This window comes from Methylomonas sp. ZR1, assembly GCF_013141865.1.
Lineage (GTDB): Bacteria > Pseudomonadota > Gammaproteobacteria > Methylococcales > Methylomonadaceae > Methylomonas.
The window spans coordinates 3490167-3505076 of the sequence record NZ_RCST01000001.1; the positions used below are offsets into that span (position 1 = coordinate 3490167).

At 53.7% G+C, this 14910-nt stretch carries 10 protein-coding genes; all 10 read right to left on the reverse strand.

The features are described from left to right. Positions 1 to 4 precede the first annotated feature (4 nt). Complete coding sequence (gene gcvT, locus DDY07_RS15820) at positions 5 to 1093, reverse strand: glycine cleavage system aminomethyltransferase GcvT (RefSeq protein WP_171696553.1); 1089 nt, start codon at positions 1091 to 1093, stop codon at positions 5 to 7. A 152-nt stretch (positions 1094 to 1245) separates the two neighbouring features. Next, complete coding sequence (locus tag DDY07_RS15825) at positions 1246 to 4929, reverse strand: hypothetical protein (protein WP_171696554.1); 3684 nt, start codon at positions 4927 to 4929, stop codon at positions 1246 to 1248. Between the two features lie 159 nt (positions 4930 to 5088). Next, positions 5089 to 6783: an FHA domain-containing protein gene (locus tag DDY07_RS15830; RefSeq protein WP_171696555.1), complete on the reverse strand. Its 1695-nt coding sequence runs from the start codon at positions 6781 to 6783 to the stop codon at positions 5089 to 5091. Positions 6784 to 6949: 166 nt separating this feature from the next. Continuing rightward, positions 6950 to 8023, reverse strand: a complete 1074-nt coding sequence (locus tag DDY07_RS15835) for a hypothetical protein (RefSeq protein WP_171696556.1) — start codon at positions 8021 to 8023, stop codon at positions 6950 to 6952. Next, positions 7998 to 9410, reverse strand: a complete 1413-nt coding sequence (locus DDY07_RS15840; RefSeq protein ID WP_171696557.1) for an MBOAT family protein — start codon at positions 9408 to 9410, stop codon at positions 7998 to 8000. The genes DDY07_RS15835 and DDY07_RS15840 overlap by 26 nt, the downstream gene beginning before the upstream one ends. Positions 9411 to 9529: 119 nt before the next feature. After that, positions 9530 to 10510: a lytic murein transglycosylase B gene (gene mltB, locus DDY07_RS15845; protein ID WP_367650886.1), complete on the reverse strand. Its 981-nt coding sequence runs from the start codon at positions 10508 to 10510 to the stop codon at positions 9530 to 9532. Positions 10511 to 10523: 13 nt separating this feature from the next. Further along, entirely contained in the window at positions 10524 to 11654 is a 1131-nt protein-coding gene (gene rodA, locus DDY07_RS15850) for a rod shape-determining protein RodA (RefSeq protein ID WP_171696559.1), read from the reverse strand. Between the two features lie 2 nt (positions 11655 to 11656). Next, positions 11657 to 13501 carry a penicillin-binding protein 2 gene (gene mrdA, locus DDY07_RS15855; RefSeq protein ID WP_171696560.1) on the reverse strand — a complete coding sequence of 615 codons (1845 nt, stop codon included), beginning with the start codon at positions 13499 to 13501 and terminating at the stop codon, positions 11657 to 11659. 6 nt (positions 13502 to 13507) lie between these two features. Further along, positions 13508 to 13996: a rod shape-determining protein MreD gene (gene mreD, locus DDY07_RS15860; RefSeq protein ID WP_101052072.1), complete on the reverse strand. Its 489-nt coding sequence runs from the start codon at positions 13994 to 13996 to the stop codon at positions 13508 to 13510. After that, positions 13983 to 14879: a rod shape-determining protein MreC gene (gene mreC, locus DDY07_RS15865; RefSeq protein ID WP_101052071.1), complete on the reverse strand. Its 897-nt coding sequence runs from the start codon at positions 14877 to 14879 to the stop codon at positions 13983 to 13985. Before mreC ends, mreD begins: the two co-directional genes overlap by 14 nt. Positions 14880 to 14910 lie beyond the last annotated feature (31 nt).

A 14910-nucleotide genomic window follows, 5' to 3' on the forward strand; every position in this document is an offset into this window, starting at 1 on the left:
GGCTTTATGTTCTCCGGTAACGGTGCGGAACGAAAGGTAGCGAAGTGACCGTCACCGAAATAGCAGAGTTCCGCACCAGCGCGGTTAATCCGGTACTCGGCTCGGCAAATCGGCGATCCAACAGCGCCATCGCCACCGGCCGATTTAGACTCGGCGAGAAACTGCCGCTGGTCACCGTGCCGATTGACTGTTCCTGATGCACAATCTCACAGCCGTCCCGCACTGGAATACGGCCATCCACCAGTAAGCCGACGCGCACTCGCTCCGCGCCATCCTGCCGTTGCGGCAGAATTTTTTCCGCGCCGGGAAAATCGCTGTGGCCTTTTTTGAATATCCATTGCAAGCCCGCCTCGATAGGCGTAATCGATTCGCTGAGTTCGTGTCCATACAGGCACAAACCGGCTTCCAAACGCAGCGTATCTCTAGCACCCAAGCCAATCGGTTCAACACAGTCGTCCGCCAACAGCAAACGGGCGATGTGCTCGGCGTCGGCTTGCGGCAAGGATATTTCAAAGCCGTCTTCGCCAGTGTAGCCGCTACGGCTGATGTGGCATAGGGTTCCGGCAATATCGGTGGCGCACGCTTGCATAAATTTCAGCTCGCCAGTCTGCGGCGCAAACTTGGCCAGCACCGCTGCCGCAGCCGGCCCTTGTAAGGCAAACAAGGCTAGCTCAGCTAACGCTTCGAATACGCAATCGGCCGGTAATTGGCTGCGCAGATAAGCAAAATCCTTGTCCTTGCAACCGGCATTGACGATGAGGGATAAGCCGGATTCGATGCGGGTGACGATGATGTCGTCGATAACGCCGCCGTCGGCATTAGTCAACACCGTATATTTCTGCGCGCCGCACTTTAAATCGACGATGCCGCCGGGCGTGAGTTTTTCTAAGGCCTCTGCCGCGCCTTCGCCCAATATTCGGCACTGGCCCATATGGGAAATATCGAAGAAACCGGCCTGGCTGCGGCAGTGCAAATGCTCGTGAATGATGCCGTTTTTGTATTGCACCGGCATCTGGTAACCGGCAAACGTGGTCATCTTGGCACCTAGTTGCCGATGTAAATCGTATAAGGGAGTTTGCTTTGAACTATTCACCTGGACATCCCGTGTGGATTAGTAATGGTGCAAGTCTAGCCGCGTAGTGCGGCCAAACCAAGGTATTTAGCATTAATGCCGCACGCAATATCGTTTGGCAATTTTCGAAAAAGCAGTGTTGCGTTCCACCAACACGGCCATTCCGCAGTCCGTCAATCGGCAATCGCCTGGAGATAATGCGCCCGCGATAACAGATACAAGGGGCTGGAGGAAATTGAGACGATGGCCTGACCTACATTGTCGACGGCCAGTTCCCGCGCATGCCCGACGACATCCACCGCCACCCAGGCTTTGCTCGGGTCCAGCCGTATTGGCCAGTCACTGCGGGCGTCATCTGTTCGCCAGATCATCAAAGTCTCGCCGAAATAGGCAGCCTGGACCTTATCGTCGTGGGTATCGACGGCTCGATAAGGCCAACCGTCGATCAGCGCCCCGGCAGTATACATCGCTGCTTCGCCGGGCTTATGGCCCAAGGAATAGTCCCAGATTCGGCCGTACGCCAGGTCATATTCGTGGGCGATGCAAAACGCTAAGCCCAGATAATCCTGACGGCTGTTGACCCAGGCGATGATTTTCGCCACCTGCTCGGCCTGCCAGCGCCGGCCGCTGAAACCGTGCATGGCCTTGGCACCGGTTTCGCCAAGCCAGAACGGCAATTTGTTGCTGCGGCCCAGGCTGGCATAGCTTGCCAACACGCCCCGCTCATCTTCGTTGGAACCATTACCAATCGGCCCGCCAAAACGCGGTGGCTGCTGCGGATAGGCGTGCACGTCCCAAGCGTCGTGGTAGTTATCCAAACCCAATTGCAATACCTGTTTAAACCAATCGCCCTCGCCCGGCCTGACCAAGCTGCCGCCGACATAATGCGCATCGCTGCGGGCTTGATGGGCTTGTTGATATTCCCATTTCGCTCGTTCGACCCAATGCGCCGGCTCGCGCAGCACTTGCCAATCGGCTTCATGGCGGATGTCTATTTCGTTTGTGGCTTTAAAATAGCGGGTGTAAGCCGCCGCAGATTGGATAAAGCTTTGGCCGTCAGTAGGCTTGTCGTTCAACCAATTGCTGTCGCCTGACGAATCGGCAAATAACTGCAAACCGCGCTGTTTGGCTTGTTCCCACAGCGGCTTATAGTCAGGAGCAAAACCCGGATAGCTGCCGTAGCTTCTGAAAATCCCCATCCGTTCCAGCCAAGCAAAATAGCCGCCAGACTGCTTGAAACTTTTGTCCCCGTCGGCCAGCGCGTAATAATCGTTGTTCCAGAGTTTCTTTTGCGCCAGCCTTTGCTTTTGGGCGGCATTGCCGCCGACCACACTAAAACCGTCGGCTGGATAATGCATGATCAAGCGGCCGTCGGTCGTATACAAGGACGGATAGACCGCGTAATAACCCGGCTCAAGAAGCTTGCCAAAATCGGCTTCAATCTGACCGGGAAAAGTATCGCTGACTTCCCGTTCGGCGATTTGTTTGCCGCTGTAATCCACTAGGCGCAGACGGCATTTTGCCGGGAAGCGCAGTAGCGGCGCCGCTAAAGTCGTTTCTTCCAAAATCGGCTGCCAGCGTAAATCCACCTTTAACTTCAGTGCATCCCCCGGATGCAGCAGGTTGGCAGGTGCATCAACGAACACGATGGGCCGTAACTTTGTGGCAATCTGTTGTAAAGCCAGATCGGCATCGGGATCGCTAACTTGGGTTGTCAAGCCTGTCAATGTCTGCCCGGCCGGATCGGTGAATACACCGGAGAAATAAAAGCGCTGTCCTTGCTCATGTTGCATTACCAGTTTCAGCAGCAGGCTATGCCAGCCAGGAGTCAGGTTTAGCGTCGCCACTTGCGGCGATTGCATGCGCTCGGCGCTGGCGGTGGCCAGCAAGCCTTCGGTGGTCAAGCCATGCAATAGCGTTTTGGCTTGAGCACCCATGGATTTCGCAAAGCCGGCGGGTGGGCTTGGATCATCGGTAAACGTAATAGATTGACCATCCAGCCAGCCGGCTGATTTGATACCGGATTGCCTTAGATGCAACAGCGTTGGCCTTGCTTGCTGGGCATGAATGTAAAGCTGCGCATAGCCAGTACCGCGCGACCAACCGTAGGCATGTGCAGTGTTGGCTTCAATGTCGGCGTCACCGTTGGCTTGGGTTGGCGCGATGCGCCAATCGCGCATTTTGCCGCCCATCATTTCCAGGCTCAGATAGGCTTGCTCAGGATTGGGCCGTAAGATAGTTTCCGTATCCAGGCCAAACACCGATACGCCGGCTTGGCCGTCCTGCAAACCGCCGACCAGCCAAGCCATTGGCACACCGTTTTGCAACGGTGTCGGCGGCAGTGGATTCACTTGGGCGGGTATCGGCATAGTGCCGAATTTGCCGGGTTCAGTCAGAAACTTGAGCACCTCCGCTGCTGCGGCCGGTTGAGTCAAGACGCCGAGCACGGTGAAATGGTCGTCGGCGATTACTGCGGCGGGCAGAGTCTTAATATTTAACTGCCCGGCCATCGCTTCGGCTGCGGGGCCGAGCAAATAAGTGACCGGCAAATTTTCATAGACCGGTCGCGCCGCATCCGCAGCCAAACCGCGAAATAACCTCTCGGCATGTTCGCCCTTGCCATCCAACAGATAGAGGCGTCGCGGGCCTGCGGCGGCAGGTTTGGTCAACGCCAAAAAGCGATTTCTGGCCTGCGCTTGCTCGGCGGACATCCAATCGCCGACCGGCTTATCAAGTATTAATAAAAATGCGTCGAAAACTTTGGCCCCGTCGGCCTTGCCGCTATTTTCGATGTCCAGCCAACGGTCGCCAGGCAACAATGTCACACCGGCGGATGCCGGCAACCATTGGTATTCCCACGGGGTGTTGTTAGTCAGGTCAAACTCGGTGCGAGTCGCCAGTTCTTCAGGTTTTGCACCGGCCTTGACGATGAAGCGTTGTTTGACCTGAGACACTTCGCCGCCGCTTTTATAGCGGGCCAGCAATCGATATTCCCCGGGCTTAAGGGCTGTCGGCAATGCAAAACGAAAACTACCGCCCCAATCGCCAAACCCTTGATGAAACAATAATGCTTCATCCTGCTCGATGGCCAGTGCGCCGGTATTGTGGCCTGCCGTGGCGCTACCAGTAACAACGTCGAGATAGCGCGGCTTGGGCAACGCCGCCAAGATTGGCGCCTTGCCTAATTCCAAGAGCACTGCCGGTTGATCCGCACGACCCTCCCAGGGCAACGCCGCCCACGGCGGAGCCAACAAAAACGCATCGAACACTTTGGCATCGTGACCATTGCCGCTGTTGCGAATTTCGATCACCGTATCACCGGCTTTCAGCGGCACCGGCTTATCACCGGTCATCCAGGCGTATTCCCAGCCGCTGGGTTTCAGCGCAAAGCTGCCGCGCAACGCCAACTGACCGGTATCCGGTCCCGCCCAGATTTCAAAAGTCTGTACGCAAACATTTGGATCGCCGCCCTGCCGCCAGCGCGCCCAAAATTTAAAATCACCCGCCGCAGGCTGGGTTAAGTTGAACCGAAAAGCCGCCGGCCATGCGCCAAAGCCGGCATGCAACACGTTGACAGCATCAGGTTCGACTTGCCAACTGACGCCGGCTTGCGGTTCCGGCAGCGCTTGGCCTTGCACGATCTGGACACCGGGCAGGGTATGAGATAGTGCAGAAGGCGCACTGCCCAACTCAAGCAAGAAGGCCGGGTGCTGCGGCGTCGGATTAATGGGAAGATTATGAGTTGCGTCATTTAATCCGGCCTGGCTCGCACCAGGAGCGGCAATTGCCAGCAGACAGGTAAAAATGCAGCGCGCGGAAACCGAAAACAGCCGAAGGGATATAGTGCGGGGAGGCATCGAAAATCCTTGTCAGTTATAAACACCCGAGCCCAGCCCGGGAGCAGACACATCCTTGTCGACACCATGATAAAACAGCTTGGCAAAAATTTCCGCTTTAGTGCCCGTTCATTAGCCGATGCAAATCATTGGGCGTTGCGCTGGAACAAAAACAGAAACTCAATTGACGGCCTGAGTTAGCTGTAGAAGTGGCGGGCTAAAGTCGAAACCGAAATGCTTAGGGTCTTCGCCTATCACCGCCGCCGAGACGATGTAAAACACGTAATCATAGGTTTCTACTGGAATTTCGTATTGCTGGATGAATTTCCAGAAGTTGCGGTCGCGCGGGTTATCCGGCATTTTTTCCACCATCCCGCGTACCTTATTGTGGCCGTAGTTATAACTGGCCATCACCAACAAGCCCGATGCCTGCGCCTGCTTGCTGTAGATGTATTTCAGGTATTTGGCGCCAGCTTGGGTGGCCTGCGCAAAATCAAAACGCGCATCCTGCTCGTCGTATTCTCTGACATTTGCTAGCGGTCCGGGCAGTAAACCGTATTCCTGGCCGGTGGTGGCTAAGAATTGCCAGGCCCCCTTGGCAATGCCAAAGCGCGTTTCCGGCCCTATCGCTTTCGTGTCGTAATTGCTTTCCTGCAGCGGCAAATACATAAAATAAGCGGGCAGACCTTCCTTATCCAAGGCTTCCAGCACCATCGGGCCGTATTGGTTGTCTTGCATGTTTTTAATAGCCAGGCGCAATCTGCCGGTATCTTGCCAATTTTTGATGTATTGCCGCACTTGCGTGACAAATTCTTCAGGCAGTTCCAGCTCACTTTCGCCAAAGCCTCTGACCACCCGCGTGATTAACTCGCGTTCGTATTGTTCGTCGGTCGGGAAGCTCAGGCGTAGAAAATCGATTTCTTTCAGGTATTCCTGATACTTGGCTTTCATTAGCTTCAGCTTTTGCCGCTCCTCGGCCAGGCGTTTTTTTTCTTCCAGAATTTTCGCCTGTTCGGCTTTGATGCGCTCCTGCGAGACCTTTAGTTTTTCGTCCTTTAACTCCTCCAGAGCCTTACCCAGAGATTCGATATTTTCCGCCAAGCGAATATCGGCTTGCGACAAACTGACTTCCAGGGTTTTGACGTCGTAAAACATGTTGATCGCCAGCTTACGGGCATTGTCCAGCGCCAGGTATTGGTAAGTGACCAAGCCGGCGGCTATCACAAACAAGATTCCCAAGGACCAAATCAGTTTTTTATAGTTTTTGGTTCTGACGGTTCTATCCTCGCGGATCACCCGCCGCACCATGCGCGTGTAATCGCCCATATCCGCCGATTCTTCTTCGGACAACAGGCGGTTTTTGATGGCGTCGGCAGATAAATTCCGTTGCGGCTTGGGTGGTGGGGCTATGGGCTGATTTAAAACCGGCGTTTGCGCAGCGGCAAATAAAGTGGCGTCGTCTTTAGGCGTGGGCAAAACGGGTCTTGCATTTGCCGAGGCGATTTTTAGTTCAAACGGTGAAACGCCCAGACCCAACAACACCGGCAACTGCAACTTGGTTTTGGCGGCCAGTCTTTGCTTATCCAGATACACGCCGTGCGTACTGTTTAAATCATAAAGCCACCAGCCGTCCGCTTCGCGCTTGATTTGCAAATGATGCCGGCTGATGGATTGATCGTTGACGACCACCGAGTTCTCTTGGGCACGCCCCACGCTGAAACTGTTCTCGAAGACGTAATTGGCTATCACTTGTCCGCTAATATTCAGCAAATCGACCAGTAGCGTTTCCGGCTTGACCAATACGGTGCGATCAGCATCTACTTCCGCTACGTTAAACGGACCGACACCCATGAAAACGGTTTTATCGTCTTCCATCAATTTGCCTCATCGTTACATTGCCTGCGCAGAATCTTGCTATCCCACCCTTAACTCCCGCGGGCGACTGTGTGCTTGACTTGCGACAATGGTTTCCCGCCTTGGGAATGCCAGCCGCAAAGAATTTAAGGACGGGGTTAATAATCGCTCTTATGTATAGGCGATTTCAAAAAACCGCTTTAGCTTTTAATCCCGAAACCAGCTGTGTGGTAAATGCCTGTTTATCTCGCATATCCAAATGCGAGCCGTCCGGCAATGCAAAGTTTAACGCCGGATAATCCTGAGAATTAAAAGTTATTGCTCGGCTATGAGCGGCAAATACATCCCAACCAAATTCACGTGGGCTTCTATACTCATCAATGGCGAAAATCAATCCTGCCATCGGGAAGTTGATAAAGGCGATTTTGCCGCCCCGCTCCAAAATCCGGTCTGTCAGGCGATTGACGTAGAAAAACTGCTCCGGCGCGTAATGGGTCGGTGCCGATTGCTGCAAAGCGTCAATCACCAGACGTTCGAAATCGGCTTGCGAGGCTACTTTAGCGAGATCGACCGTTTGCCCAAGGTTACGCAACACCCGCTGAATATAAAACATCGGCTGGTCGACCAATTGATAATCTGCATCGCGTTGCCGATTGGGCTTTGTGCTGAGATAAAGCGGCCTGACTTTGCCCGGCGTAATCAACCGTATCAACAAATCGCTGGCCGGCATGCCGCTGGCGTATAACGCAGACCATTGTTGCACCCGACTTTTCAGTAGCGTTTCCAGCTTGGGCGCCACCAGGTCTTTGTATTCTTTGTGGTAAAAGCTGATCCATTCGTTGGCGCGATCGGTGTGCGATTTTTCCACCAATTTCCAGACATCGCCGGACACCAGTACGGTGCCGGTAATACTGTCATCGGCGGCCAAATCAGCCAACACCGGCAAAAACTCCGAACCGTCTATCGCCAGTTGCACTGGGGTTAAGCCGGTTGCGGCAGCCAATACATCCAAATCCACATCCAGTTGCATGCGCGAGTCGCCAACCAGGATCAGGGCCTGCTTACCCAGCAACGCGGCTTTAGTGCGTTCGGTGGCCCACAACTCCTTGCTGTCCTGCACAGTGGGCTGAAAGCCGATTTGCCGTAACCTCAGCTCGACAACCGTCAACAGCAGCACGGCAATCGCCATCCCCGCCAGAACGCTGCGTTTAAGGGCTTGCTGGGGCAAACGATCACTAGAATTGGAAGTATATGAATGCACGACTATCACCCGTAGAAAAAATACCCACACAAACCATCAACAAGGCGACGAGGCTGGTTTTGACCATGGGCGAAAAACTGTCGAATCGTTGTTCAAGCCTGATGTCCCGGCTGACGATATGCCAAATCAACGTTGTTGCCATGACGGTCACGACGACAATCCGGCTGAGCATCCCCAATTCACTACTGCCCGTGGTATTGGTCAGTGCCCCTAATATTGCCGCTAAGTTGTCGAAGCCTTGCGCACGAAACGGAATCCAGGTCAGCGACACCAGCAAAAAGGTCAGCACAATCAGCACCAGTTTTGGCGCAAGCCCAAGCGGACGATAAGCCGTGACTTGCTTGATGCCGTGTTCGACCACTAAAAACAAGCCGTGCAAACATCCCCATACCGCAAAAGTCCAGGCCGCACCATGCCATAGCCCACCCAAGATCATCACCAATACCAGATTGAAGACGGTCCTAACGGGCTTACCTCTGCTGCCGCCGAGACTAAAATACAGGTAATCCCGTAACCAGCTGGACAGCGAGATATGCCAGCGCTTCCAGAAATCCGAAAAGCCCAGCGCGCCATAAGGACAATGAAAATTATCGGGCAGGCTAAAACCCAAAGTCAGCGCAGCACCGATGGCGCATAAGGAGTAGCCTGCAAAGTCGAAAAAGATTTGCCCGGAAAACGCCAACACACCCAGCCAAACATCCTGCGCGGCAAACGCACTGGGCGTAGCGTAAATCTGATCGACTACCGGCGCTAAGGCAGTGTCAGCCAAAATGGCTTTGGCGAAAATTCCGAATAAAAATAGCGTCAGCCCCCAAACGAATTGCTGACTGGTGGCTTTTTGCGGGGCTTTACACTGGGGCAGAAACTGGGGTGCGCGGACAATTGGCCCGGCCACCAGTTGCGGAAAAAAGGTCACAAACAAGGAAAAATCCAGAAAGCTGGTTTCGGCTGGCGTTTTGCGTTGATAAACGTCCAGCGTGTAGGACAAAGTTTGGAAGGTATAAAAGGAAATACCGATCGGCAACACAATGCCCAAAGGCAGCGGTTGATAGTTTATTCCGGCCAACCCGAGCAAACCGGCAAAACTTTGGTTCAAGAAATCCGCGTATTTGAAAAAACCCAGAAAACCAAGATTCACCAACAAACTAATCGTCAGCAAACCTTTGCGGCGTTCCTGGCTTTTTGCCGCCGCCATGGTTTTGGCCAGAAAAAAGTCTACGGTGGTGGAAATCCATAACAGCACCACGAATGGCGGATTCCAGGCGGCGTAGAACAAATAACTGGCGATTAGCAGAACGATTTTTTGCGTTCGCCAATTGCGTATCGAATAATGCAGGGCTAAAACGATTAGCCAAAAAATCAGAAATAAAAACGAATCAAATTGCATAGGCCGGCTGCCAGTTGAAACAGGGCCGACAGAATCGGCCGTGTAAAGTCAGATGGACGCGCTGGCAAGCTTGTATTTGCCAGTGCCGGACAAGAATAGTCCAACAATGGCAATCACGCTTACGAAGCCTTGCGGGCGGCAATAGCCTGGCTGAGTTGATACACCGCCATAGCGTAAAGCGGGCTGTGGTTATAGCGTGTGATGACATAAAAGTTATGCAGGCCCACCCATAAATCTTCGCCCACCTGTTGCTGGTAAGCCAGCAGTTTGACGGTTTCACTGGCGGCCAACTGCGTCGGCACATCGACTCCTAAACGACGCAATTCGCCGACATTCGTATCCGGCTTGACGCCCTTGCTCAATGCTTGCCGATAGGCTTCGCCACGGGCACTAACCGGGTAAGCGACAGCCCCGCCCGGTTGCCACTGGTTGCGCACGAAATAATTGGCCACGCTGGCAATCGCATCGGCGCTGTTAGTCCAGATATTCCGTTTGCCGTCCAGATCAAAATCCTTGGCGTAGCCCCGAAAACTGCTGGGCATGAATTGCGGCAGTCCCATGGCACCCGCGTACGACCCCATGGGCTGCAGCGGGTCCATGTGCTCTTCGCGGGCCAGCACCAGAAATTGCTCCAGTTCCTTCAGGAAGAATTCGCTGCGGGGCGGATAGGCAAAACCCAAAGTCGCCAGGGCGTCAATCACCCGATATTTACCGGTATGCGCGCCGTATTTGGTTTCCACGCCGATGATGGCGATGATGATTTCCGCCGGCACGCCGTATTGGCTTTCCACGGCTTTTAGGGTTGCCTCGTTGTCTTTCCAAAACTGCACACCGCCCGCAATACGCGCCTCGGTCATGAATATCTCGCGATACTGAAACCAGGGCTTGCCCTCCGCCGGTTTGGACATCGCATCCAAAATCGGCTGCTGGATTTGCACGGCCTTGAACAAATTCCGCAATTCAGCTTCGTTGAAATGCTGCTGTTTGACCATGTTGTGGATAAACTGTTTGAAGCTGTCTGTTTCGGCAACTTCAGCGGAGGCGGAAACCGGACCCAGTAGCGTAGCAGCTAAAAGCCAAGCGGATAGTTTCGTGTGCATATTCATAAGCCAATTAAACAGGTAGTAATTTACGGTGGGTATGGATGGACATCAGAATACCGAAGCCGGCCATCAGCGTCACCATCGAGGTGCCGCCGTAGCTAATCAATGGTAGCGGCACGCCGACCACCGGCAGCACGCCGATCACCATGCCGATATTCACAAAAACGTAGACAAAAAAAGTAAAGGCCAAACTGCCGGCTAACAAGCGCGAGTAGGTATCCTGGGCTTGCACGGCAATGTAGAAACACCGGCTGATGACCAGCAGATACAAAACCAGCAGCCCGACGCAGCCGAACAAGCCAAACTCCTCGGCAAACACCGCAAAGATAAAGTCCGTGGAGCTTTCCGGTAAAAAATCCAGTTCCGCTTGACTACTGCCCAACCAGCCCTTGCCATTGATGCCGCCGGAACCGATGGCAATCTTGGATTGAATGATATGGTAACCGGCGCCCATGGGGTCCGCTTCCGGATTCATAAACGTCAATACGCGGTTGCGCTGATAGTCGCGCATGAAATGCCACAACACCGGGGTCAAGGACGCCAGTAAAGCCACAATGCCTAGCATGAACCACCACGACAAGCCAGCGAAGAACAACACTGCGGCCCCGGAACTGGCTACCAGCAAGGAGGTCCCCAAATCCGGCTGTTTTGCAATCAGCAAAACCGGCACAATCAACAACGTCGCCGCGCCCAACACATGCTTGGGCTTGGGCGGCAAGGCCCGTTCCGACAGATACCAGGCCACCATCATCGGCGCACTGATTTTGGTAAATTCGGACGGTTGAAAACGAAAGAAACCCAGATCCAGCCAACGCTGAGCGCCCATACTGATCTGCCCCATTACCGCCACTGCCAGTAACAACAACACGCAAATCGAGAACAAGGCCACCGAAAAACTCTGGAAACGACGCGGATTGACGTGCGCCAACACGATCATCAATAAAATGGCGAAACCCATACGGGTGGCGTGCCGAATCAGCAACGGCACTTCCTGGCCGCCGGCACTGTATAAAATCACAAAACTGGTGGCGCAAATCAGCAACAAGCCGATGAACAGCGGGATGTCGATATGCAGCTTTCTGAGTAAATTGCCTAGCAGCGACGGCGGCTGAAACTGCTCATTGCGCATTTCGGTTCTCATGGCTACGGCTCCTTTTTTTGATTCAGATAGGCATCGATAATTTCGCCGGCAATCGGCGCCGCCACCGAGCCGCCGTGGCCGCCGTGCTCGGCAATGATCGCCACCGCAATTTGCGGGTCGTGGACTGGCGCAAAGGCTATGAACAAAGCATGGTCGCGCATTTTAAAATCGATGGCGTCCTCGTTGTATTTCTCTTCCTGCTTGATGGTAAACACTTGCGCGGTGCCGGTCTTGCCGGCAATTTGATAGGTGATGGCCTTAGCCAAACGGCCGGCGGTACCCCGCGCTCCGTGCACCACGTTGGTCATGCCTTTGATGATGTTATCGACATTTTGGGTTTTCAGCGGAATTAGTGCATCGGCTTTACCGCCTATCATGTCCGCGTAATCAGCGCTGATAATACTGTGCACCAAATGCGGTGTGATCACTTTGCCGTAGTTAGCCAGCGTAGCAGTAGCGTGAGCCAACTGCAGCGGCGTGGCCTGCGTGTAACCCTGACCGATGCCGGTAATGAGCGTTTCGCCCGGAAACCAGGCCTGGCTACGGTAATGTTTTTTCCATTCCTTAGACGGCATCAATCCATCGACCTCGCCGACCAAATCGATACCGGTTTTTCGACCGAAACTGAATTTGTCCATAAAGTCGTGCATCTTATCGATACCCAATGCTAAGGCCAGGTCATAAAAATACACGTCGCAAGACTGGGTAATAGCCTCGTTCATATCCACCATACCGTGCCCCCACTTTTTCCAGTCGCGATACTTGTGATCGACATTCGGCAGCTTGTAATAACCCGGACAGAACAAACGGTGGTTAAAATCGGTGACGCCATATTCCAGACCGGCCAAGCCTAGAAACGGCTTGACGGTGGAACCCGGCGGATACTGGCCGCGCAAGGCCCGGTTGTATAAAGGCTGATCCGGCGAATCCTGCAAGGCTTTGTATTCTTTGCCGGAAATCCCGGAAACAAACGGATTGGGATCGAAACCGGGCCGGCTGGCGAACACCAGCACCCCGCCGGTTTTGATTTCTATCGCCACCGCGGCGCCGTTGTATTCCGACAAGGCATCGTAGGCGATTTTTTGCAAATCGATGTCCAGCGTCAGGTAGATATTGGAACCGGCCACCGGCTCCACCGTCGCTACAGTATTGACGGCCCTGGCCTGCGCATTGGTTTCTATTTCCTCGTAGCCGGCGGTGCCCAGCAAATGCTCTTCATAGGTTTTTTCGATGCCGGTTTTGCCGATGTGGTTGGTGCCGCGATATTTGGCCAGCGGCAAAGTTTGCATTTCCTTTTCGTTGATCCGACCGACATAGCCGACCACATGAGAAGCCAAGTCGCCGTAAGGATAATGCCGCACCAAGCGAGCGTAGACATCGACACCGGGGAAATACGGCCTGACCACGGCAAATTTAGCGACTTCCTCGTCGCTGAGATTCTGCAGCAACGGCGTACTGGTGAAGGATTTGTTGCGCTTACGCTGCTTTTGAAACAAATCGATTTTTTCCTCGGAAATATCCAGCAGCTTTTGCAATCTGACTAGCGTGTCGTCGAGATTTTCGATTTGCTCTGGAATCAACTCCAAGCTGTAGGTCGGCACATTTTCCGCTAGCATCCGGCCCTTGCGGTCGTAAATCACGCCACGGGTGGGTGGCAAGGGCGAAATTTTGATGCGGTTGTCCTTGGACAAGGTTGCATAGTGCTCGTGACCGACCACCTGCAAATACACCAAACGGGTAACCAAACCGGCGATCAAAAACAGGATCAAGATAAACGCCGCGACGATGCGGCTTAAAAATAAGCGACTTTCGGCGAGCGGATCTTTAATGGCGAATTTTCTATCCATGCTCCGTTAGACGATGCGTGCCATTACCCGGATATAACGCAGCACCACAAACACCAGCGGCCACACCAAGGTGCCGGATAATACCGGATACCAAAACGCCAGGGATAGGCGATTGCCGGCTTGCATGCTTTCGGTGCCGAAAATAATGCTCTGCGATGCAAACAAGCACAAAAACACAAACAAGCATTGCTGCACCATCGGAAATTGCCGCAAACGCCGATGCTCGTTGATACTGAAATAGCAAATCAGCGCATAAATCAAGGCGTACTGCCCCAGCAAACGGCCGGTTAATACGTCAGTCAACAAACCTATCGACCAAGCGCTGAATACGCCAAACCGTTCCGGCAAGGCAATGGACCAATAAATTAACACCAATACAATCCAGTCCGGATTGAATACATCCATACTGGGAAACAGTGACATTACCCGCAGCACCATCGCCGCGCCTATGGTAACGATGAAGTAAATGGTAGCGGCAAAATCAAGGCGCGACATGCTCGGCTTCCTTGGCTTCCGGCTCGGCTGGCGCTTTACCCTGCTCGCCTAACACCACCGGCGTGGAATGACTCCAGACGATCAAAAACTCGCGGCTTTTATCCAATTCCGCCTTGGGCGTGGCGTAAATATTGGCAAAGGATTTGTCTGGCCTGGCTTCGAATTTATCCACTACCGCGACCGGATAACCGGCCGGAAATACGCCGCCAAGTCCGGAGGTAACCAGCAAATCCCCTGGCACGATGTCCGCGTTATTAGCCAGAAACGGCAAATGCAGACGATTGGGCTGGCCGGTACCGAAAGCGATGGTACGCAAACCGTTGCGGTTAACCTGTACCGGGACGGCATGGTCGGGATCGGTGATCAGCATCACTTCCGAGCTGGACGGCAAGGCCCGCACCACCTGGCCGACGATGCCGTTGGCATCCAAAACAGGCTGTTCCGGATGCACGCCAAAACGCGAGCCTTTGTTGACCACCACGGTGTGTTCGTAAGGCGCCAGTTTTACCGACACCAGTTCCGCTACCAGCACCTGTTCGCCCAGCTGAAAGGAGTTTTCCAGCAACATTCGCAGCCGGGTGTTTTCCTTTTCCAAGGCTGCGAATTTCAACAATTTCGCATCGTTGACGAACTGAGCCTCTTTCAAGCGGCGGTTTTCCTTTTGCAGCTCCACAAAAGAAATCACCGTTCCGGACACGGTCTGATAAAAATCGACAGGTAGACTGGCCAGCGATTGTAAGGGATAGGTGAACACCGATAACAAGGAGCGCAACCGGTCCAGGCGTTCACTGCGATAATCAATCACTAACATCGAAATTGATACCAGCAATGCCACCAGTAAGCGGGTATTAAGTGAAGGGCCTTTGGCAAATAAGAGTTTTATGGCAAACCTCTAACAATCAAAACGCGACGGG